21 protein-coding genes are annotated in these 21303 nt (G+C 43.4%); 4 read left to right on the forward strand and 17 right to left on the reverse strand.

Going from position 1 to position 21303, the window contains the following annotated elements:
* Positions 1–121 precede the first annotated feature (121 nt).
* Positions 122–2332: a S8 family serine peptidase gene (locus FEK29_RS00970; RefSeq protein ID WP_138256537.1), complete on the reverse strand. Its 2211-nt coding sequence runs from the start codon at positions 2330–2332 to the stop codon at positions 122–124.
* Between the two features lie 158 nt (positions 2333–2490).
* A complete protein-coding gene (locus tag FEK29_RS00975; RefSeq protein WP_138256538.1) occupies positions 2491–3468 on the reverse strand; it encodes an endonuclease/exonuclease/phosphatase family protein in 978 nt (325 codons plus the stop codon).
* 75 nt (positions 3469–3543) lie between these two features.
* Here FEK29_RS00975 and hflX point away from each other — a divergent pair, with 75 nt between their 5' ends.
* Positions 3544–4758 carry a GTPase HflX gene (gene hflX / locus FEK29_RS00980; protein WP_138256539.1) on the forward strand — a complete coding sequence of 405 codons (1215 nt, stop codon included), beginning with the start codon at positions 3544–3546 and terminating at the stop codon, positions 4756–4758.
* Positions 4759–5023: 265 nt separating this feature from the next.
* Here the strand turns inward: hflX and FEK29_RS00985 are convergent, their stop codons facing one another.
* From FEK29_RS00985 to FEK29_RS01045, 13 genes are all read right to left on the reverse strand, one after another.
* On the reverse strand, positions 5024–5950 hold the full coding sequence (locus FEK29_RS00985; RefSeq protein ID WP_138256540.1) for a DUF3078 domain-containing protein: 927 nt from the start codon (positions 5948–5950) through the stop codon (positions 5024–5026).
* Positions 5951–6020: 70 nt separating this feature from the next.
* The gene (locus FEK29_RS00990; protein ID WP_138256541.1) at positions 6021–6527 is read right to left on the reverse strand and encodes a DUF2480 family protein; all 507 of its coding nucleotides are present in this window, start codon (positions 6525–6527) and stop codon (positions 6021–6023) included.
* A gap of 23 nt (positions 6528–6550) precedes the next feature.
* Positions 6551–6883 carry an SUF system Fe-S cluster assembly protein gene (locus FEK29_RS00995; RefSeq protein WP_138256542.1) on the reverse strand — a complete coding sequence of 111 codons (333 nt, stop codon included), beginning with the start codon at positions 6881–6883 and terminating at the stop codon, positions 6551–6553.
* Positions 6884–6888: 5 nt separating this feature from the next.
* On the reverse strand, positions 6889–7311 hold the full coding sequence (locus tag FEK29_RS01000) for a SufE family protein (RefSeq protein ID WP_138256543.1): 423 nt from the start codon (positions 7309–7311) through the stop codon (positions 6889–6891).
* Between the two features lie 72 nt (positions 7312–7383).
* Entirely contained in the window at positions 7384–8598 is a 1215-nt protein-coding gene (locus tag FEK29_RS01005) for an aminotransferase class V-fold PLP-dependent enzyme (RefSeq protein WP_138257311.1), read from the reverse strand.
* 212 nt (positions 8599–8810) lie between these two features.
* On the reverse strand, positions 8811–9467 hold the full coding sequence (locus FEK29_RS01010; protein ID WP_138256544.1) for a porin family protein: 657 nt from the start codon (positions 9465–9467) through the stop codon (positions 8811–8813).
* 7 nt (positions 9468–9474) lie between these two features.
* A complete protein-coding gene (gene sufD, locus FEK29_RS01015) occupies positions 9475–10791 on the reverse strand; it encodes a Fe-S cluster assembly protein SufD (protein ID WP_138256545.1) in 1317 nt (438 codons plus the stop codon).
* Between the two features lie 83 nt (positions 10792–10874).
* Positions 10875–11627: a Fe-S cluster assembly ATPase SufC gene (sufC, locus tag FEK29_RS01020; RefSeq protein ID WP_138256546.1), complete on the reverse strand. Its 753-nt coding sequence runs from the start codon at positions 11625–11627 to the stop codon at positions 10875–10877.
* 6 nt (positions 11628–11633) lie between these two features.
* The gene (locus tag FEK29_RS01025) at positions 11634–12500 is read right to left on the reverse strand and encodes an N-acyl homoserine lactonase family protein (RefSeq protein WP_138256547.1); all 867 of its coding nucleotides are present in this window, start codon (positions 12498–12500) and stop codon (positions 11634–11636) included.
* Between the two features lie 121 nt (positions 12501–12621).
* Entirely contained in the window at positions 12622–14067 is a 1446-nt protein-coding gene (gene sufB, locus FEK29_RS01030) for a Fe-S cluster assembly protein SufB (protein ID WP_138256548.1), read from the reverse strand.
* 59 nt (positions 14068–14126) lie between these two features.
* A complete protein-coding gene (locus FEK29_RS01035; protein ID WP_138256549.1) occupies positions 14127–14456 on the reverse strand; it encodes a HesB/IscA family protein in 330 nt (109 codons plus the stop codon).
* Positions 14457–14581: 125 nt separating this feature from the next.
* Positions 14582–15925 carry a hypothetical protein gene (locus FEK29_RS01040; protein WP_138256550.1) on the reverse strand — a complete coding sequence of 448 codons (1344 nt, stop codon included), beginning with the start codon at positions 15923–15925 and terminating at the stop codon, positions 14582–14584.
* A gap of 3 nt (positions 15926–15928) precedes the next feature.
* Positions 15929–17158, reverse strand: coding sequence for a choice-of-anchor B family protein (locus FEK29_RS01045; RefSeq protein WP_138256551.1), 1230 nt, complete (start codon positions 17156–17158; stop codon positions 15929–15931).
* 61 nt (positions 17159–17219) lie between these two features.
* Between FEK29_RS01045 and thiL the strand changes: the two genes are divergently transcribed.
* Positions 17220–18269: a thiamine-phosphate kinase gene (gene thiL / locus FEK29_RS01050; RefSeq protein WP_138256552.1), complete on the forward strand. Its 1050-nt coding sequence runs from the start codon at positions 17220–17222 to the stop codon at positions 18267–18269.
* Between the two features lie 147 nt (positions 18270–18416).
* Here the strand turns inward: thiL and FEK29_RS01055 are convergent, their stop codons facing one another.
* Positions 18417–18632 (reverse strand): hypothetical protein, encoded by a 216-nt coding sequence (locus FEK29_RS01055; RefSeq protein ID WP_138256553.1) that lies wholly within the window; start codon positions 18630–18632, stop codon positions 18417–18419.
* 247 nt (positions 18633–18879) lie between these two features.
* On the opposite strand from FEK29_RS01055, the gene brnQ reads away from it, so the two are divergent.
* A complete protein-coding gene (brnQ, locus tag FEK29_RS01060) occupies positions 18880–20187 on the forward strand; it encodes a branched-chain amino acid transport system II carrier protein (protein ID WP_138256554.1) in 1308 nt (435 codons plus the stop codon).
* 37 nt (positions 20188–20224) lie between these two features.
* Positions 20225–20650 (forward strand): hypothetical protein, encoded by a 426-nt coding sequence (locus FEK29_RS01065; RefSeq protein WP_138256555.1) that lies wholly within the window; start codon positions 20225–20227, stop codon positions 20648–20650.
* An 80-nt stretch (positions 20651–20730) separates the two neighbouring features.
* Here the strand turns inward: FEK29_RS01065 and FEK29_RS01070 are convergent, their stop codons facing one another.
* Positions 20731–21246 carry an acyl-CoA thioesterase gene (locus FEK29_RS01070; protein ID WP_138256556.1) on the reverse strand — a complete coding sequence of 172 codons (516 nt, stop codon included), beginning with the start codon at positions 21244–21246 and terminating at the stop codon, positions 20731–20733.
* Between the last annotated feature and the right edge of the window lie 57 nt (positions 21247–21303).

The raw sequence follows: 21303 nt of genomic DNA on the forward strand, positions 1-21303 counted from the left end.
TTGTCTATGCAGGAGGTCCTCCAGATATCTAGAAAAAAGACCCGACATGCATTTGGCATGTCGGGTCCGAATAATAGGAAAAATGAATTGGTTCCGGGGGAATACCGGACGAATTAAAAACTTAATTTTTATAGAATTTGGTACTTTTGTATGTGTCACCATCCTTAACTTGAAGGATGTACATTCCTGTGGCAAGGTCGGCCACCTGAATAGGCCCGGTGTTTACCTGACCTACTTTTAATTCTATTCCGGCAGAAGAGATAATTCGATACATCGCTGAATCACCTAATTCGGTCAGAAGGCTTATTTGGTTTATTGCAGGATTGGGATATACGGAAAAGTTGATGCCTTGGTCCGTACTATGAGTCTGGAATACATCCAAGGGCCCTACCATGGTGTTGCTTCCTTCGAAGGTAAACCTGTATTCCATGCCAAATTCCGAGGCCATATTTTGGGAGCAAAAGGTCCTAACCCGCACTATGTAGGCTTCGTTCTGAACCAAACCTGATAGGGCCTTTGAATGGGTCGTGGTAAAGTCTGAAATCCACGCATCATCCTTTTCGTTTCTGTACTGGATTTCATAGAGACCATCCGCAATTTCGTCCCATTCCAAGGAAATTTCTTTTTCAAGTGCGTTTGCCAGTGCCAATCCCACGGGTGCCTCCAAACTACATTCTGTAAAGGAAGCCCCCGAAACTATCAAGGAAAAGTCCTGCTCATCCTGCAATAACCCTCCTTTATGGGAAACAACTATGGTATACGTGCCTTGAGCATTGGGTATTTCAATTTTCTCAAATGGATCTACCGCATTATCGCCTTGTTCAGCTGGAGCATTTGGGTTTTTGGGATTCAACTTCCAAGGAAGAAAGGTTCTTCCGTTTTGGGTTATTCTGATGTCCAAATCGTTCACGAGTGCGGGTGTGCCATCGTTCAACGTTCCCCGATTTATATATTCCGATGCAGGATCGGTCCATGAAATGGAAGCCGTAAGTGTCTCGCCAGCAGTTGCCTTAATCGTAAATTCAAATGTTTCTCCCGATGCCAAGGTACTTTCCGAAACATGGGTACTAAAATCCTTTTGAAACAATAGCTCTGCAGCCTTTTTTGCATTCATCACGCCCCATCCCATCTTATAATCCGGACCCGGAGCATCCACGTCATCCGCGGTATGCAAAGCCAAGCCTTTTAGGGTGGCGGCCTTTAAATAAGAGCCATAAAGTTGTTCGTTATACTGTTGCAGTAACAATAGGGCACCTGTGACGCCTGGTGTTGCCATGGAAGTACCCGAGGATACATCATAGCTGGTATCTCCTTTCGCATCGGTTGAAACAATGGAAGATCCGTCTCCGGCCAAATCCGGTTTTATTCTTCCATCGTCTACTGGGCCATAGCTGCTATAGGACGATACCGATGCTTCTTTTAAGTTTCCCCTTGTATCGATTCTAGTATTGGATCCCGCCACAGTAATCCCGTTTTTGGCCACGGTAAATCCCAAGAGCAAATCGAAACCATCTTCACTATTTCCAAAAATAGGGAATTCGTTATCCCCACTATGCCGTGCATTCCCCGCCGCCGTTACCATAAGATAGTAGGGGGCGTTGAACATGATATTGTCCCAGTCCTGGGCTACCTTGATATAGGAACCAAAATACCAATCCGGTACTCGGTCCGATTTTATGCCGTAGGAATGATTGGATAACAATAGACCGTTTGCAGCGGCGGCCGCAACCTCGATCTTGTCCCGAGTCCAATCATGGGAAAGCACATGTGCCCTATAGGCAACTCCCTGGGCATCCCTCTTTATCCCTGAGGAAATCAAACTTCCCGTGACCATGGTAGCATGCGCATCGATTTCGGTGCTTTCGTCATAAATAATTGCCCGATCATCAAATTCTTGGTGGGAGGTCAGCGCAACTCCCGCATCCCAAACCCCTACCTGCATTCCCAAACCGTCCAGATCCAAATTTAATAGTCCATTGCTATGCAGTGCAGAAGCCCTGGAAGCTTGGCTGGCATTATCTGCATAAGTTTCATAATAAATGGGGCTTCCATCCTGACCAATTTCCTGTAATTCCACCTTTTTACCGTCGGGCAAAACCTCTTTTATTTTCAGTTTATTCGCTTTGGCCATAGCCAAAATCTTGGACCTATTGGCTTCATAATCGAATTCAAGGTCAACTTGCATGGAACCAAATTTGGAAAAATCATATTCCTGCTTAATTAAGGACTTAAATTCCTTTGATTGCGCAGCCATTCGTAGGCTTCCAAAAACAAGAAAAAAGAGAAGCGAAATCTTTACGCCCCTATGGAAAAAATAATATCTATAGTCCATAACATAAATAAATTATGTAAGATTTGGACTACAATATTATTGAATGACTCGAATCGGGAAATTCGGTACATCCATAAATTCGATGAACTACATAGTAGTTTTAAAAAGGGTGTTGTGAAAGTATCTTTTTTTGATGTTTGTAAGGTTATTCCTTCTTTTTACTTGTTCAACTTTAAAACGATATATACGGGAAAATGATCGCTATAACCGCCCAGGTATTTCCTTCCTACAAAGGTCCTAAAAGGATTACCCTTATATTTTCCCTTTAGTTCCTTTAGAAAATCCTGGTCAAAGATATTGGCGGTGTCAAAACTATGGCTTCCCTTTTCATATTTATAGAATCTATGGGAGAGTAGTATTTGGTCAAAAAGACTCCAGGTTTTTTTATAACTGGCGCTACCCCGGGATTTGGGTATATGAAGGCTTTCCATCGGGTTGTGCAACCCCGTATTTTGTAAAAGGGACTGGATGCTACTGGACGAGGGGTCGTCATTGAAATCGCCCATTACGATATACTTAGGGTCGGTTTCATCCCTTTGAATAGCGACCATCTTTCTTTTTATAACCTCGGCTGCGGCAATTCTCTTATATTCGGTGCTTTCCACACCCTCCCTTCTTGAAGGCCAATGGTTTACGAACAGGTGTATTTTCTCGCCGTTCAGTAGTCCGCAGACATAGAGTATATCTCTGGTAGTATCACGTTCTCCATCTGGATTGCTGATTATAAGTGGAATTGCTCCGGAGGTGAGCACCTTAAAATATTTTTTGCGGTAAATGAGCCCTGTGTCGATTCCCCGTTCATCGGGAGATTCATAGTGTACAAAATCATAATCCACATCCTCTAGAGGCTCCGTTTCAATCAGGTCCTTTAAGACAGAGCGATTCTCAACTTCGGCAACGCCTACTATTACGGGTGGATATGGATTTGCGAATTGTCCTATGCCAAATATGGTCTTGGCTAGACCGGATAATTTCTTGCGATACTTCTTCTGGGTCCAGTTCTTATATCCGTCCGGGGTAAAATCTTCATCCAACGTACGGACATTGTTCTTAGGGTCAAAAAGATTCTCCAAATTGTAGAAGGCAATGGTATATAAATGTTTGGAAGTTTTCTTTTTGAAGAATGGAAATCGCATGTCCTTTTTTTAAGGGGCCATAAAATTACTAAAATAGCATAGGCGGTTTTCCGTAATTTTGCACTTTGCATATATATGTTAGAGAAGAAGACCATAGAGTACGAAAAGGCAGTCCTTATTGGAATCATCAATAGGGAACAAAACGAAGAGAAAGTAACGGAGTATCTAGATGAATTGGAGTTCCTTACCTACACGGCGGGTGGGGAGGTCATAAAACGTTTTGTCCAAAAAGTGGACGTCCCCAATCCAAAAACACTTATTGGCAGCGGGAAAATGGAAGAGGTAGAACGTTTTGTGGAAGAAAACGAAATTGGTTCCGTCATTTTTGACGATGAGCTTAGCCCTGCCCAACAGCGGAACATAGAAAAACAATTGCGGTGCAAAATTATAGACCGTACCAGCCTTATTTTGGACATCTTTGCCCAACGGGCTCAAACCAGTTATGCAAGAACGCAGGTAGAGTTGGCACAGTATGAATATCTATTGCCCCGCCTCACCGGTCTGTGGACCCACTTGGAAAGGCAAAAAGGGGGTATCGGGATGCGAGGTCCGGGTGAAACGGAAATTGAGACGGATAGACGTATCGTCCGCGACCGAATCACCTTGCTCAAAAAGAAACTCGAAAAGATTGACCGACAAATGGAGACCCAACGAGGGAACCGAGGCTCCTTGGTGCGTGTCGCTTTGGTAGGATATACCAATGTAGGCAAATCCACCCTAATGAACGTCATCAGCAAAAGCGAGGTTTTTGCGGAAAATAAACTTTTTGCCACGTTGGATACCACAGTTAGAAAAGTGGTATTGGGCAATCTTCCCTTTTTACTAAGCGACACCGTAGGGTTCATTCGCAAACTCCCTACCCAACTGGTAGAAAGCTTTAAAAGTACTTTGGACGAGGTACGTGAGGCCGACCTTCTACTGCATATCGTTGACATTTCCCATCCCCAATTTGAGGAACATATCCATTCGGTCAACGAAATCCTTACGGATATCAAAAGCTCCGAGAAAAAGACCATTATGGTCTTTAATAAAATTGATCAATATACGAATGAGGTTATTGCCGAAGATGATCTCATGACCGAAAAAACCTCCAGACATTTTACCATTGAGGAATGGAAACGCACTTGGATGGAAAAAGTGGGCGATAGGGCCTTGTTCATTTCCGCCTTAAATAAAGAAAATCTGGATGAATTCAGAAAACGGGTGTACCAGGAGGTCAGGGACATACATGTGACACGTTTTCCCTACAATAATTTCCTTTATCCGGAGAATTTGGACGAATACCAATAGCCATTTAAAGACTTTGGTGTCGTTCATCGATCAAATCAAACCTCTCATATTTTACACCACATTTTGGATTGGGTTCACAACATAAATGCGGTACAAATTGAATCTAGGCCGTACCTTTACTCTGTGTTTAAGTGATAGTGTTGACCCCAAATCAGTATTTAACTTCTTAAGCTAAAAGTAAAAACCCCAAGTTTTACGATACCTACTTAACCAAAAAGCCCTCCTAAAAAGGAGGGCTTTTTATTTTAATAATACTAGTCTTTTCTTAGAAAGCGTAGTTAAGACCAAACAGCACATACGTCTGTAGATCGTTCTCCACGTCATCAAAGGAAGTAGCCGTTGCCGGTGTTTGGTTCAAGGCATAGTTTAGGGCCTCTTGCTTGTTATTCCTTAGACCGAACTCAAAACCGAGTCCAATGCCATTCCAAAGCGTATAGCCAAAGGAATTGATCCATGTGTAATTGGACAAGTCACCGCTTTTGTAGCTTTGGAACATAGAAAGATTGGTCTTAAAGTTAACGGCACCTATTTTTCTGGTGTAATCCGCCACGATCTTGGCTCCCAAAGAAGACTCAAAAACAGCGTCGTTCTTGCTAAACACAAAGTTGTAGTTCAAGGGATGGATGACCACTACCAAATCCGTAATTGGGGTCCATGTAGCACCAACTCCCAAATCCAAATATCCAGGATCGTTGAAATTGCTCAATAAGGTGGTTCTGTACTCGCCCAAACCGGATATGGCGAATTTTTCGCTCAATTTTTGACCGTACAAGGAGGAGATTGTAAATACGTCCGATGCCTGTCTGAAGCTGTCATCATCGCTGGGGTCATCCTTGTCATCGAACTTAACCCAGGCAAGATTTACGTTCATGGAGTTTCTCCAAAAAAACTTCTCCTGCTTTAGGTTTGCGAATCCGTTTACGGTAACACCAATATTTCCGGAAGAGTTGTTGGGAGAACCTTGGGCATACCAGTTGTTGAAATTGGTCAAGTTGGCTCCTATGGTACCAAAAGCACCTTTTTTCCAGCCCGGAAGTGCGTCAATTTTTGCCTGAATGGCGTCTACCCTACCCTGAATAGCGGCAATGGAATCCTTTTTAGGGGCCATCTCCGCTTTTAATTCCGCTTCGGTCTGTGCAAATCCAAAAGCGCATCCCAAAAGAAGGAATGTAACTAAGAAAGTGTTTTTCATGATTTAGTGTTTATTTCAATTAGACACCAAATTTACGAATAGTCACTTTTTAGATATAGAAATTGACTGATTATTTACGCTTGAAAAGGGGTACAGAAGAACAGGCTTCCCCGTACATGATGGACTTGGCCACTTTCTGCAGTTTTTGTGTCAAAAAAATGTAGGCGTTCGGGGGAACCGGTCTTTTACTACAACCCTTTACAATTATAGGCATATCTTGGTATGGGGAAAGGTCCAAAGTATTTATGACATCGTAGTAAAGTGCGGTCTCCAAATCCTCCAGTGAACCCTGTACAATTCTTTTGGCGATCGGTTGTAATTTGGTCGTAATCAACATAAACGCCCATCCGGGCACAATGGCATCACTGGAACAAGTTAGCGCCACATAACAGTCCTGGTATTGGCTCCAATCATACTCCTCCAGAGCTGTCCTAAACTCTTTTTCCCTCAGAATAATGCCTTCGTACAACCAGTACTTTATGTCCAAAAGTTTCCGTTCACCGGTAGGATAATGGTCTTCCAGGTTGAAAGTGAACAGTTTGCTGTTAGCGACCCGATTGATGATTTCCTCTGCCATACCATTCCTTATTTGGCCGAAATTTATAACAATCCCAGTTCCAACTTAGCCTCTTCGCTCATCAAATCTTGGGTCCATGGAGGGTCGAAGGTAATCTCTACCTCGGCGTCCTTGATGGCATCCAAGGATTTTACCTTTTCCTCCACCTCCACTGGAAGTGTTTCGGCGACCGGACAGTTGGGGGAAGTCAAGGTCATCAATATTTTAACCTCGTTGTCCTCATTGACCAGTACATCATAAATTAGTCCCAATTCATATATATCCACAGGAATCTCAGGATCGTAAATGGTCTTGAGCACCTTTACGATTTTCTCCCCCAATTCTGAGGTATCCGTTCCTACTACTTCTTCGTTCATATCTATTACTTTATTTGGGTTTGATAGGCCACTGCATAGAGTTTCAACTGCTTGATCATACTCACCAGTCCGTTGGCCCTTGTGGGCGATAAATGTTCCTTAAGTCCTATTTTATCTATAAAATCGGTGTCAGCCTCAATGATATCCTTAGGTTTTTGGTTGCTGAATGCACGTATCAAAATGGCGATGATTCCTTTGGTGATAATGGCATCGCTGTCCGCTGTGAACACCAATTTATCATCCTGCAATTCTGCATGCACCCACACCTTACTCTGGCAACCTTTGATGATATTGTCATCGGTCTTATAGGCATCTTCAATCAAAGGTAACGACTTGCCCAATTCTATCATATATTCATAACGCTGCATCCAGTCATCAAACATGGAAAACTCGTCTATAATTTCTTCCTGTATTTCTTTTACCTGCATGTATTGTTTTCTACAAAAATACAATAGGAATTCTTGGTAATCAAAAGTTTAGTCTTACTCTAACAAATTGCCTTACAACAACATGTTTCGGGCCCTTTGTACACCTTCGACCAAAGTATCTACTTCGGCCATAGTATTATAAAAACTAAAGCTGGCCCTTACCGTACCCGGAATTTTATAAAAATCCATGATGGGTTGGGCACAATGATGGCCGGTTCGTACGGCGATGCCCAATTTGTCCAAAATAGTGCCAATATCATAGGGATGTACCCCCTCGATATTGAAGGAGATGACCGAGGTCTTGCGTTGTGCCGTACCATATATTTTGAGTCCCTCTATTTTCAGAAGCTCACTGGTGGCATAAGCCAGTAATTCGGCCTCATATTCCTCTATATTCTTAAATCCTATTTGGTGCATGTAATCCAGTGCCGCACCAAAAGCGATGCCTCCACAAATATTTGGGGTGCCCGCTTCAAACTTATGGGGGAGATCGGCGTAGGTGGTTTTTTCGAAGGTCACTTCGGCAATCATTTCCCCACCCCCTTGATAGGGCGGTAGTTTATTCAACCATTCCTCTTTACCATAAAGCATACCTACTCCGGTAGGGCCGCATATTTTGTGGGCGGAACATGTGTAAAAATCCACATCCAACGCTTGCATATCGGCGACAATATGGGGTGCGGCCTGGGCCCCGTCTATCAATACTGCGGCACCCACACCATGGGCCTTCTTAATTATTTCATCTATAGGATTAATGGTTCCCAAGGCATTCGATACATGGTTACAAAAGACCACTTTGGTTTTGTTGGACAACATTTTTTCATATTCCTCCATCATCAAATCCCCTTCCATGTTCATTGGAATAACCTTCAAAATGGTCCCTGTTCGCTCGCACAACATTTGCCATGGCACAATGTTGGAATGATGCTCCATGGCAGAGACTATGATTTCATCGCCGTCTTCCAATAACGCAGCAAACCCGTTGGCGACCAAGTTGATGCTATGCGTTGTTCCCGAGGTAAAAATTATTTCATAGGGTTTGGCCGCATTAAAATGCTTCTGGATTTTTATTCTGGCCTGCTCGTACTTATCCGTTGCCTCCTGTGAAAGGGTGTGAACGCCTCTGTGGATGTTGGCATTGTAGTTTTCATAATAATCCACGATGGCTTCAATGACCTGTTTTGGGGTCTGGGAGGTCGCCGCATTGTCCAAATACACCAAAGGCCTGTCATTGACCTTTCTCTTTAGGATGGGAAAATCTTCGCGTATCTTATTTATATCCAACATATCGATGTATTGATATACAAAGATACCCGATAGCCAAGACATATAGGGTATTTGAAGATTTGAAAGTTTATTAATAAAAAGCTAAAACCCATTCGGACTTATAAATATGTTTATCCCCTTTGCAATCATGCAGATAAAACTTTACATTTTGATTAAAGACTATTTCACATTAACCTTAGATTACTAGAAAAACTCCAATTTTATAGTGCAAATCACTTAAATAAATAATTCAACGATAATTGTATGGAAGCGTTATAGTTCTGTGCTCCTTGCAAGGCATTCAACCTATTTCGAAGCCCGATATAAAACCTTGGGGATATGGAGAAATTGTCGTTTAATATAAGTCCTAGTCCCACGGCCGCGCCATAATCCAATTGAAAATCCCCAGAAATCACAGCCCTTCTTTCTGCATTTATATTCTGGTCCAAATCCTTGATTTTTGTTACCTGATTGAGCAAAAATCCAAATTGAGGTCCAAACTCCAGGTCTATACGGTCATTTAGCGCAAACTTTCCCAAAATAGGTATCGTAATGAAGTTTAATTGAACGTTGGTTCTAAAATCGTTCTCTTCGCCAACAGCACCATTTGTCTGGATGGCGGCCAGATCCGTACTATATTGAAATCCCTGGGATGAATACATAAGCTCTGGCTGCAACTTAAATGTATCGGAGAAATCAATTTCCATAAAAATGCCACCGTGACCTGAAAATCTAAACTTTAGCCCATCCGTAAGGTCACCTACAATGGAAGAATAATTGAGTCCCCCTTTTAACCCAAAATGTGCCTCTTGTGCCTTTACACCTAGGTCTGACAATAAAAAAAGGGCCATTGTAATAATGGCCCTTAAATATCTATTAGTATGTTTCATAGCACTTCTATAAGTCGAACCCTAGGTTCACCCCTAATTTATTCGCTATTAATTTATTGATCCGTGTTTTGAGTTCCGGAATCCGAACCGTTGCCAATACGTTGTTCGCAAAGGCGTACATCAATAGGGCACGTGCCTCTTTTTGGGGTATTCCACGAGTCTGTAGATAGAACAAGGCATCTTCATCCAATTGCCCAATGGTACATCCGTGGGAGCATTTTACGTCATCGGCAAAAATCTCCAATTGCGGCTTGGTATTGATGGTCGCCTTATCACTGACCAAAATATTGTTGTTCTGTTGGAAGGCATTGGTCTTCTGGGCTATTTTATCCACTATAATCTTACCATTGAAGACCCCAGTGGAACTGTCACCATAAATTCCTTTATAATCCTGATGGCTTTCGCAATTGGGCTCTATATGGTGTACCAAAGTATGGTGGTCCACATGTTGTTTATCGCCCAAAATGGTAACGCCTTTCATAGTGGAGTCTATGTACTCCCCATTCTGATAGAAATTCAGGTTATTTCGTGTCAATTTCCCTCCGAAAGAAAAGGTATGCACCCTTACCACACTCTTATCCTTTTGGTCGATATAGGTATTATCTATTAAAGAAGCCGTAGGTGCATCGTTCTGAATTTTATAATAGTCCACTATACCGTTTTCCGCTGCAAAAATTTCAGTCACGGAATTGGTCAATACTTCATTGCCTGTTAAGCTTTGGTGCCGTTCAATAATCTGCACCTCGGCATTCTCCTCCACAATGATCAGATTTCTTGGCTGCAACATCAAAGAGGCTTCGTTACCTGTGGCAAAATGTAGGATTTCAATAGGTTTCCTAGGCATCTTGTTCTTAGGGATATAGATATACGCCCCTTCCCTACTGAACGCAGTGTTCAAGGTCGTCAAGGACTCATCCTTGGACGCTACTTTATTAAAGTAAACATCGATTACGGGCTGGTACATGGGTTTTGTCAACGCTGCGCTCATTAAACAGATGTCCACACCGTCATGGGTGGTCTCCGAAAGGTAGGAACTATAGATACCATCTATAAAAACGATTTTATAGGTATCTATCTCGTGTAGAAAATATTTTTTGACATCCTTATACTCCAAGGCATTCTCCTCTTTTGGGAAGATGCTAAAGTCTATTTTCTGAAGACTATTCAAGGATGTGTACTTCCACGCTTCCTCCTTTTTGGTGGGAAAACCTTTTTTTTCAAAATTCTTTATAGCTTCCGTACGTACGTCGTGAACGGGATGCTCCACATCCACGTTATTCTCGAACGCCATAAAGGAAGAAATCAATTTATCTTTTAAATCCATATTTTTTAGTATTGAGTAGTTAGTATAAAGTGGTTAGTTTTTGATATTTTCCACCTCGTACTTAATACCTTGTACTTTTTACCTTAAATGGCAGCTTCCTGCTTTAACCAATCGTATCCCTTTTCCTCCAGTTCCAAGGCCAATTCCTTGCCTCCGGACTTTACGATTTTACCATCGTGCAAAACATGGACAAAATCGGGCACGATGTAATCCAACAATCTTTGATAATGGGTGATAACCAATACCGCGTTGTCCTTACTTTTTAATTTGTTAACCCCGTTTGCCACTATTCGCAACGCATCAATGTCCAATCCGGAATCGGTTTCGTCCAAAATTGCCACTTTTGGCTCCAACATGGCCATTTGAAAAATCTCATTTCGTTTCTTCTCCCCTCCTGAAAATCCTTCGTTCAAGGAGCGGGACAAAAACTTGCGGTCTATTTCCAACAATTCCGATTTCTCACGGATCAATTTCAGCATCTCGTTCGCTGGCATATCTTCCAAGCCCTTTGCCTTTCTGGATTCGTTAATAGCAGTCTTCATGAAATTGGTAACCGATACGCCAGGAATTTCCACGGGATATTGAAAGGAAAGAAAGATTCCCTTATGCGCCCTTTCCTCCGGAGCCACATCCTCCAAATCCTCACCGTCCAATTCCACGAATCCTTCAGTGACCTCAAACTCTTCCTTACCGGCTATTACTTCTGCCAAGGTACTTTTCCCAGAACCATTGGGCCCCATGATCGCATGGACCTCGCCGGCCTTTATTTCCAGGTTTATTCCCTTTAATATCTCCTTGTCATCTACCTGCGCATGCAGGTTTTTAATTTTCAACATAGTCTGTTACTTTAAAAATTCAGGTGCCTTTGGCATTTTATTAAAATCGTCCTTTTGATGTTGTACGTACACCTTAGCGCCCATTTCCTTTACAAATGTTTCAAAATCTTCCATGCTTGCCAGTGTTTCTTCCACATCATAGTTAAAGCTAGGGACTCGTCTGTGCTCCCTATTTTCGTATAGATGATATAAATCTCCAGACAATAGTGTGGGTCCGTTTTCCGGCAGGTCCAGAAACAGGACCTGATGCCCTGGTGTATGGCCGGGCATGGATTTTATAATGACACTTCCATCGCCGAAAACATCATAATCACCTTCTAGTTTCTTAATCTTATCCAATTGCTGTATCGCCTCATAGATGCCTTCACCACTATTCTTGACATCTTCGCTGGTGACAAAATCATATTCCGGACCTTGTACCAACCATGTGGCATTTTTAATGGCATTGGCATGACCGCTATGATCAAAATGGGTATGGGAAAGTGCTATATAATCGATGTCATCTGGTGTTAATCCAATTTTCTTCAATTGGTTTACAACACTATCCTGTCTAGATACGGTAAATGCCCCGGCATCGTCTGTATAAGCAGGTTGTCCTACCAACATTTCCGGAAGGCCGGCATCCCACATCAAGGTTCCTTTGGGATGTACCACAACATAGAAGGGATCCGCGAACTCCTTTGTTTGGCCCTGGTAGGTAGTATCCTGTGAAAATAATTGAAGATTGTTTACCATGATGGTACCTCCATCCAAGGTATACAGCTTTATTTCTGGGGCTACTTCTTCAACAACCTCCGTTTTTTCTTCCTTTTTTATCTCCTTGCATGAAAATGCCACCATGGCGACCAAGGAAAGAAGTATGTATCTCTTCATTTTAATGTAATTTGATTAGTGTATTTCTATTGTTCAATTCGATTTCAAATAAACTGTACACATCTATTAAATAGACTTATTCCATCGCAGAAAAGTCGGAATGGATGGAATGCGTACGATTCTAACCAACGGAACCTTCCAAACTTATTTCCAATAATTTTTGTGCCTCTACCGCAAACTCCATAGGTAATTTGTTAAGAACTTCCTTACTGAATCCGTTTACAATCAGGGCAATTGCCTTTTCCGTATCGATTCCCCTTTGGTTACAATAAAAAATCTGGTCTTCCCCAATTTTACTAGTGGTTGCCTCATGCTCAATTTGGGCCGACTTGTTCTTCGCCTCGATGTAGGGGAACGTATGTGCCCCACACTCGTTGCCCATCAACAGGGAATCGCACTGCGAAAAATTCCGAGCATTGTCCGCACGGCTGTTGATCTGTACCAGACCTCTATAACTATTCTGTGATTTACCTGCGGAAATCCCTTTGGAAATGATGGTACTCTTAGTATTCTTGCCCAAATGGACCATTTTGGTACCTGTATCCGCCTGTTGAAAGTTGTTGGTGACCGCAATGGAATAAAATTCCCCTATGGAGTTATCCCCTTTCAATACACAGGATGGATATTTCCAAGTAACTGCCGACCCCGTTTCCACTTGGGTCCAGGAAATCTTGGCGTTCTTCTCGCAAAGTCCTCGTTTTGTAACGAAGTTGAAAACACCCCCCTTACCTTCCTTGTCTCCAGGGAACCAGTTTTGTACCGTTGAGTATTTAATTTCGGCGTTGTCCAAAGCGATAAGCTCCACCACGGCCGCGTGCAATTGATTTTCATCCCTTGATGGCGCGGTACAACCTTCCAGATAACTAACATAACTTCCCTCATCGGCGATGACCAAAGTCCTTTCGAACTGACCCGTACCGGCTTGATTGATCCTGAAATAGGTGGAAAGTTCCATGGGGCATTTAACCCCTTTGGGGATATAACAAAAGCTACCATCCGAAAACACGGCAGAATTCAAAGCGGCGTAGAAATTATCTTTCTTTGGAACCACGGTTCCCATGTACTTCTTGACCAATTCTGGATGCTCTTGTATCGCTTCTGAAATGGAGCAAAAAATTATACCTTTTTCGGCCAAGGTCTTTTTGAAGGTTGTCGCTACGGATACGGAATCCATCACGATATCCACAGCCACACCGGCCAATTTCTTCTGTTCGTCAATGGAAATCCCCAACTTTTTGAAGGTTTCCAACAACTCTGGATCTACCTCGTCCAAACTATTGTATTTAGGCTTTTTGTTGGGGGCCGAATAGTAGGAAATAGCTTGGAAATCAGGTTTTTTATAACGGACGTTCGCCCATTCCGGCTCCTCCATCTCTAGCCATGCCCTATAGGCGTCCAAACGCCATTGGGTCATCCAGTCCGGCTCGTCCTTCTTTTTGGAAATCGCAATAATAATTTCCTCATTAAGACCCACGGGAAGGGTATCCGATTCTATATCCGTATAGAAACCATATTCGTATTCCTTGGTTTCAAGTTCCTTTTTTAATTCTTCTTCAGTATATGCCATATCCTTTCAATTTGCCAATTTGAAAATTCATTCAATTGGCTAATTATCAAATTTTCAAATCACAGTGAAAAGCTTTCGCCACAACCGCAGGTACGTTGCGCATTGGGGTTGTTAAAGACGAAGCCCTTACCATTGAGACCCCCGGAGTATTCCAAGGTTGTACCCACTAAATATAGGAAACTCTTTTTGTCCACAATGATACGGACATCGTTATCCTCAAAAACCTTGTCCGTTTCATCCATTTTGTTGTCAAAATTGAGCTCGTAGGACAGTCCACTGCAGCCACCGCTCTTCACACCCACCCTAACAAAATCCTTAGAAGCGTCAAAACCCTCTTCTTCCATGAGGGTAATCACCTTCTTTTTTGCCGTTTCCGATACTTGTATCATATCTTAAAATGGATTAATTATAAATAGTCTACAAATATACTTCATTGCCACCTATTTACAATAGAGCATAACATTATTATAACGTATAAAACTATAGGTATTCTCTATGTGTTCAAGGTCCTGGATTATCGAAGTTTGACAAGGACCAAATCCGATTTTCCCTTGTTGGAAATTTCAAGAAAATCCGGACTGATGGTCTCCCCCACCAACACAATGCTCCCGTCCGCACTTTCTACCAAATCGAAACCAAAATCGATACTGGACCCTCCAAAGGATTTTTGCCAAACCAAATTACCGGACCCATCGGTCTTGATAAGCCAAATATCGTTCTCCCCTGCGTTTTCCGTCGCGTCCTGATCGGTGCTTTTGGAGTTGCCCAATACATAATAACCTCCATCCTTACTGGCAATTACGGCCTGCGCCGCATCAAAACCGCTGCCGCCGTAGGTACGTTCCCAAACCAGTTTTCCTGAAGCATCGACCTTGACCAACCAAATATCTGATTCGCCTTTATTCTCTCCAATGTCGCCATCGGTACTAAAGGTATTCCCGGCAACTACATAGCCCCCATCCATGGTATTGGCAATGTCATAGGAAATTTCTATACCCGTTCCCCCAAAAGAGCGTTCCCAAACAAAATTCCCCAAAGCGTCCACCTTCACCAGCCAAAAATCATAACTCCCCCGGGTACTGCTGATGTCAAAATCATCACTTTCAGAAAAACCGGCCATTACAAATCCGCCATCCTCCGAAGGCACAACCGCGTGGGACCTATCATTGTTGGTGCCCCCAAAGTATCCCCGCCATTGCAACGAGCCTTTATCATCAATTTTGGTACCCCAGAACTCGCCCACACCATGACGGGTAAGGGTATTGAACTTTTCGGTATTTCCATCCGCCCGGGCGGAAGTGATATCCAAAAAACCGGTAAAAAAGAAGCCTCCATCAGCGGTTTGTAGAATATCGTAGGAATGGTCATGCCCCGAAAATCCGAAACTTTTTTCCCATTCAACTTCACCCGAAGCATTGAGCTTCAAAATCCAATTATCATGAAAACCCTTGTTTACGGAACCGTCCCCGTCATCGCTCATGGCGTATCCGGTGAGGGCAAAGCCTCCATCAAAAGTCTGGACCAAGCTTTGGCCCCGGTCATCCTTGGAACCGCCATAGGTCTTGTTCCATTGCAGGTTTCCATTGGCATCCAACTTCAAAAGCCAATAATCGTTTACCTCCAATTCCTTGTCCAAAATACCGCCATCCACGCTATTGGTAAAGCCCAAAATGGCATAACCACCATCGGAAGTCTGTATGATGGCCTGACCGGTATCCTCGCCACTTCCGCCAAAATTTTTAATGTATTCCACTTTCCCCTCAAAATTGCTTTCAGATACGGACAACGGTTCGTTGCCCAGATCCGTGGAACAGGAAAAAATCAAAAGGGCACCTATGTACCAAAGGTATCTGGACATAGACTACTCGGATTTTTTGATAACGAAAAAGCCATTACTGATATCGCTTACCACAATTTTACCGCTTTCAAAGTAGGGGTATACACTCCAAACCCCGTCAAATTTAGTTTCATCGTCCAGAGGATAAGTGTCAAAGAAACCCACCTCTGAAATATTTCTGGCATCCACATCTGAAATATCCAAAACCCGCACCCCGGCCGTGTAGTTGGCCAAAAAGAATTCATCCCCCATCACATAACCGTTATGGTCAATGGCACTTGTTGGTCCCAGATATGTATCATGCAACACGGGATTGTCCAGGTCCGACATGTCAAAAATCAAGGTGCGGGACCTAAAACCCGAATTGATCTCATCCAGCTCATCGCCCAAAATAAAATAACGCTGGTCTTCCGTAAACCAGCCCTGGTGGGTATAGCCGATATTCGGATAGGGAAGCGTAGCGATTTCCACGGGATTCCCTTTGTCCGTTATATCAACCAACACAATCTGCGTCTCATTGGCCCCAACAAATAGTTCCGCACCGGAGTAATCGGTATCTGGACCGTTATAGGTAACCACCTGGGCATCATGGGTATAGCCATTCGTCCCCCAGCCTCCGGCAGCCAAGGGCTCCGTTGGGGTTGTAAGGTCCAGAAAGTGGACGCCTCCGTTAAAGGCATCGTTTCGATCCGTACCTACAGGGTAGGCAAATCCTGAATTTTCATTGATGACGATATTATGGGCATTTCCGATACCAGTGTAACGGCCATCAGCTTCAAACACCTTGGGAATTCCTCCCGTATCGCGCAATTTGGTAAGGTCAAAAACCTGTACGCCGTGCCCCGATGCTTCCGCCACAATGTAGGCGAAATTCCCCATGACTTTGATATCCCTCCAGGGACTTGCAACGGTAGCGGTGGGCAACTTGCCCAAATAAACCAGGCTTTCGGTATCGGTAATATCGATAAAAGCGGTTCCATTGTCCAGTCCCATCAAGGCGTATTCCTTACCTGTGGAAGCATCCGTCCAGCCCCAAATATCGTTGGCTTCCTGAGCGTTAAAATCGGCCACGGCCATGTGTCCCAACAAATCGTACCCCTTGCAAGGATACTCCCCGGCCAATCCGTTTTCGCAAGGTGTGAAAGAGGTTTCCACAGGCTGCTGGATGTTTCCTTGTCCGTCCACGGGCCCTTCGTCCTCCTTGGAACAGGCGGACAATACCGTAATCGCAATGATCAATAGTGCAAACCTCATAGGTATAAAATTATTCCATTCGTAAATATACGATATAAAATATCCTGTTTACTTTTGCAAAATGCTAGAAGACAAGAACAAAGAAAGAACCTCCTTGGAAAAATTGGGCGAGTTTGGCCTGATCGATCACCTGACCCAACATTTTACAATAAAACATCCTTCAACGATCAAAGGCGTTGGCGACGATGCCGCAGTACTTGATTTTAAGGATAAAAAAGTGGTGCTTTCTACGGATTTACTGGTGGAAGGCGTGCACTTTGACCTTAGCTACATGCCCTTGAAACATTTGGGATATAAATCGGTCATGGTAAACCTGTCCGACATCTATGCCATGAACGCCAAAGCAACCCAGATTACGGTTTCCCTAGCGGTCTCAAACAGATTTCCCTTGGAAGCCTTGGAAGAATTCTACGCTGGCATCCAATTGGCCTGTGAGACCTATGGCGTGGATATGATCGGTGGCGATACCACTTCGTCCAAAACGGGCATGTTGATCAGTGTGACGGCCCTTGGCGAAGCATCGAAAGAAAGCATAGCCTACCGCTCCGGGGCCAAGGAAAACGACCTATTGGTGGTTACCGGCGATCTGGGCGGTGCCTACATGGGACTGCAAGTTTTGGAACGAGAGAAGGAAGTCTTTAAGGTAAACCCGAACAACCAGCCGGATCTGGAGCCGTATTCCTATATCGTGGAACGCCAACTAAAACCAGAGGCCCGAAAGGATATCGTGGAACTATTGGCCAAATTGAAGGTAAAACCTACCTCCATGATCGACATAAGCGATGGCCTTTCCTCGGAAATATTGCATTTATGTAAAAATAGCGGTGTAGGATGTGCCCTCTACGAAAATAAAATTCCACTGGACCCTACGGTCATTTCTACCTGTGAGGAATTTAAGATGGACGGTACCATGATCGCCTTGAGCGGGGGTGAGGACTATGAACTTCTGTTTACCATTGACCAGGCCGATTTTCCAAAAATAAAGGGAAATCCCCACCTAACGGTCATTGGCCATATGACGGACAAATCGCAAGGAGCGAATCTCGTAACCCGTGCGGAAACGTTGATTCCTTTGAAGGCACAGGGTTGGAATTCGTTTCAATCCCAATAAAAAAATCCTGAAAAAAAAGCGCTGTTCTTTCCTTAACCGTTGTGGGGCATACGACAGGTAAGATTAAAAATGCGTACTTAATTTCCAGGAATTCTGTGGGGTTTTGAAAACTAAGGTTCCAAAACCGGGTATATTTTCGCTTCAGGATTAGGCTACCTGATGTTCGCTGTGTCTATATTGGTAAATACGTTCCAAGGTTTTATTAATATCCTGCAATTCTGGGGTTAATATAGATAAGTTACCACTTACGTCCGTGGTGACCTCTTTGTTGCAGTGGATACATTTGTACTCCTTGATATGGGATGTCACTTTTTTGGAAACTGCGTAGTGATGTCCAAAAATGATGCAGAAAAGTTTTTTCATGCCGTAGGATTTTTAGGTTCACATTTGGTTCGATTTGGGGAATCGGAAACAATGCTGGTTTTATATGTCGTTTTGTTTGTTGCCTTAAGAAAACGTCCTGTTTTCAATAATTATTGTCAAGGTATGACTTTTTAATCGCCTGAACCATAATTTGTTGTGAGCCTGCCCAAAAATGTGGTCAACCTTAAAATTTTATAGGTCTTGTTTTTTGGAAAGGTGATTCCCGTTTTTGGCCTATCTTCCCATCATGATTCCAAAAACATTTCGAACAAAGGCCACTTGGGTCACGGCCTTTGCCCTGTTCTCCCTATTTTTTGGTGCGGGCAATCTCATTTTGCCCCCGCAACTGGGTTTTAAATCCGGGGATTTATGGGGGTTGGTTACACTGGGTTTTTGTGCTTCGGCCGTGTTGATTCCCTTGCTTGGAATTCTGGCCCACGCCAGGTTGCAAGGCACTATTTTCGACTTTGGCAAAAAGGTATCGCCCGCCTTTAGCCTGGGCTATTCCTTGGTGGTCTATGCGATATCCATCAGCCTACCCTCTCCCAGAACGGCCTCCGTGACCCATGAAATGGCCATTGCCCCGTTCTTTGAGACTCCACCCTTGCTTACCAGCATCCTCTATTTTGCCCTAGTATTCGTTTTTGTAATGAACCGCTCCAAAATATTGGACATCGTGGGAAAACTGCTAACTCCCGCCATCCTACTGATCCTGATTGCCATTATTGGTGTTATTACGTTTTCATTTGAATACCAATTCCCGGATACCGCTTTTGGGAACCCTTTCACGAACAGCATTCTGGAAGGCTACCAGACCTTTGATGCCATTGGGGCCGTAGTGGTGGGAGGGGTTATCATCGTTTCCATCAACATCAACCAAAAGCAGGCTTCCTATGCGGAAAAAAAAGCCCTGATCGGTAGCGCCGGTTGGCTGGCAGGACTAGGATTGTTTTTGATATACACTGGCCTTATCCTTTCAGGTGCCCTAGTACATAATGCTTTTGAGGACGATATCTCCCGCACCGGACTTTTATCCGGGATGGCCACCTTGTCCTTGGGTTCCATTGGCAATCTGTTTCTAAGTATCCTTGTGGCCTTAGCGTGCTTCACTACGGCCGTGGGCATCGTTACGGGAACCTCGGATTTTATCCGCTCCCGATTTCACAATTCCCAAAAAGCCTATCTCATAACCGCCATTACCGGGTGCCTGTTGGGAGTTGTCATGGGGCAGTTCGATGTTTCCTACATTATTGCCGTGGCCTTACCGGCCTTGATGATCATCTATCCCAATACCATTGTACTCATTTTACTGAACGTCCTTCCCGAAAAATATGCATCTCCAAAAGTATTTAAAGCGGTCGTGTGGACGACCATTGTTTGTAGTATCCCGGATTTTCTAGCCTCTATTGGAAGCCCCCTGGCCCCCAAAGGGGTAATACTCGAATGGATACCCCTACAACAGTATAGCCTAGGTTGGGTGTTGCCAGCTTTGGTGGTTTTTCTGATAGTAAACGCTATTGGGTTTTGGGGAGAATCAAAAATAAACGAAGAATAAGTAAGTAAGTTATACACATAAAAACGGTTTGGGTGATTTGAAATATGAAAATAGAAAATCAAAAGAGTTGGAAAAACAGGAAAGAACAATAAGAAAAAGTCTGGCCATTGTTTTTATACCGATTTTCCTAATGATAATTTCAATTGCACTAATTCAACAAAACTCTCTTAGCTATTTAGAAAAAGAGTATTATAAATGCCATAACGACTCATATTCAGGTAATATAACGAGTTTACTCTTGGAAAGAACTAAAGGACGGACAAGACCTATATTAATTGACAACAAATGGGAAAAAGAGGTCCCTTTTTTCATTCATGAAAAGCTAACTGTTGGAGATTCTTTGTTCAAGGAACCTGAATCGGATTTTGATTATTTTGTTCTCATTTCAAAGACTGACACGATAAAAAGAGACCTCAATAAGCTATTACGCAAAAAATACTTCGAGAAACTAAATAAAAAATAAAAACTACCGACGACAAAGAACTAATCTTAAAACCAGTTCTATTAATTCCCTTCAGCAACCACAACTATCGCTATTTGATGCTACCCCTGAATAAACAGTGCCTTTAGCTCCGTAGCCTCGTTGGGCTTCATTTTGCCTGCCAAGACCAAGCTCAACTGTTTTCTACGCAGTGCGCCGGCATAGCGTTCCTTTTCCAGATCGGTTTCCGGTTGTAAGGGCGGTACTTCGGTAGGTTTTCCGGTTTCATCCACCGCCACAAAGGTATAAATGGCCTCATTGGCCTTGGTTCTCTTTCCGTTGTAACGGTCCTCGATCCATACATCTATATAGACTTCCATGGATGTCGTATAGGCCCGTGAAACGGCCGCTTCCACCGTAACAACGCTCCCCAAGGGCACCGCCAAATTAAAGGCGACATGGTTGACCGAGGCGGTTACCGTAATCCTCCTACTATGCCTGCCAGCGGCAATACTTGCCGCACGGTCCATACGTGCCAACAGTTCCCCGCCAAAAAGGTTCTGGAGGGCATTGGTCTCACTGGGCAGGACCATATCGGTCATGGTTGTTCTCGATTCTGAAGGCGTTTTCGGTGTCATAGACGAAAATTTTCCGCAAAGATACGAGCAACAAAAATTCTAAGGGAAAATAAGCCG

It is taken from the genome of Maribacter aurantiacus (genome assembly GCF_005780245.1).
Lineage (GTDB): Bacteria > Bacteroidota > Bacteroidia > Flavobacteriales > Flavobacteriaceae > Maribacter > Maribacter flavus.

What these genes read in the sequence shown, in the direction of transcription:
- FEK29_RS00970 (WP_138256537.1), bottom strand. Translation starts at nt 2,332, where the DNA reads ATGGACTATAGATATTATTTTTTCCATAGGGGCGTAAAGATTTCGCTT.
- FEK29_RS00975 (WP_138256538.1), bottom strand. Translation starts at nt 3,468, where the DNA reads ATGCGATTTCCATTCTTCAAAAAGAAAACTTCCAAACATTTATATACC.
- hflX (WP_138256539.1), top strand. Translation starts at nt 3,544, where the DNA reads ATGTTAGAGAAGAAGACCATAGAGTACGAAAAGGCAGTCCTTATTGGA.
- FEK29_RS00985 (WP_138256540.1), bottom strand. Translation starts at nt 5,950, where the DNA reads ATGAAAAACACTTTCTTAGTTACATTCCTTCTTTTGGGATGCGCTTTT.
- FEK29_RS00990 (WP_138256541.1), bottom strand. Translation starts at nt 6,527, where the DNA reads ATGGCAGAGGAAATCATCAATCGGGTCGCTAACAGCAAACTGTTCACT.
- FEK29_RS00995 (WP_138256542.1), bottom strand. Translation starts at nt 6,883, where the DNA reads ATGAACGAAGAAGTAGTAGGAACGGATACCTCAGAATTGGGGGAGAAA.
- FEK29_RS01000 (WP_138256543.1), bottom strand. Translation starts at nt 7,311, where the DNA reads ATGCAGGTAAAAGAAATACAGGAAGAAATTATAGACGAGTTTTCCATG.
- FEK29_RS01005 (WP_138257311.1), bottom strand. Translation starts at nt 8,598, where the DNA reads ATGTTGGATATAAATAAGATACGCGAAGATTTTCCCATCCTAAAGAGA.
- FEK29_RS01010 (WP_138256544.1), bottom strand. Translation starts at nt 9,467, where the DNA reads ATGAAACATACTAATAGATATTTAAGGGCCATTATTACAATGGCCCTT.
- sufD (WP_138256545.1), bottom strand. Translation starts at nt 10,791, where the DNA reads ATGGATTTAAAAGATAAATTGATTTCTTCCTTTATGGCGTTCGAGAAT.
- sufC (WP_138256546.1), bottom strand. Translation starts at nt 11,627, where the DNA reads ATGTTGAAAATTAAAAACCTGCATGCGCAGGTAGATGACAAGGAGATA.
- FEK29_RS01025 (WP_138256547.1), bottom strand. Translation starts at nt 12,500, where the DNA reads ATGAAGAGATACATACTTCTTTCCTTGGTCGCCATGGTGGCATTTTCA.
- sufB (WP_138256548.1), bottom strand. Translation starts at nt 14,067, where the DNA reads ATGGCATATACTGAAGAAGAATTAAAAAAGGAACTTGAAACCAAGGAA.
- FEK29_RS01035 (WP_138256549.1), bottom strand. Translation starts at nt 14,456, where the DNA reads ATGATACAAGTATCGGAAACGGCAAAAAAGAAGGTGATTACCCTCATG.
- FEK29_RS01040 (WP_138256550.1), bottom strand. Translation starts at nt 15,925, where the DNA reads ATGTCCAGATACCTTTGGTACATAGGTGCCCTTTTGATTTTTTCCTGT.
- FEK29_RS01045 (WP_138256551.1), bottom strand. Translation starts at nt 17,158, where the DNA reads ATGAGGTTTGCACTATTGATCATTGCGATTACGGTATTGTCCGCCTGT.
- thiL (WP_138256552.1), top strand. Translation starts at nt 17,220, where the DNA reads ATGCTAGAAGACAAGAACAAAGAAAGAACCTCCTTGGAAAAATTGGGC.
- FEK29_RS01055 (WP_138256553.1), bottom strand. Translation starts at nt 18,632, where the DNA reads ATGAAAAAACTTTTCTGCATCATTTTTGGACATCACTACGCAGTTTCC.
- brnQ (WP_138256554.1), top strand. Translation starts at nt 18,880, where the DNA reads ATGATTCCAAAAACATTTCGAACAAAGGCCACTTGGGTCACGGCCTTT.
- FEK29_RS01070 (WP_138256556.1), bottom strand. Translation starts at nt 21,246, where the DNA reads ATGACACCGAAAACGCCTTCAGAATCGAGAACAACCATGACCGATATG.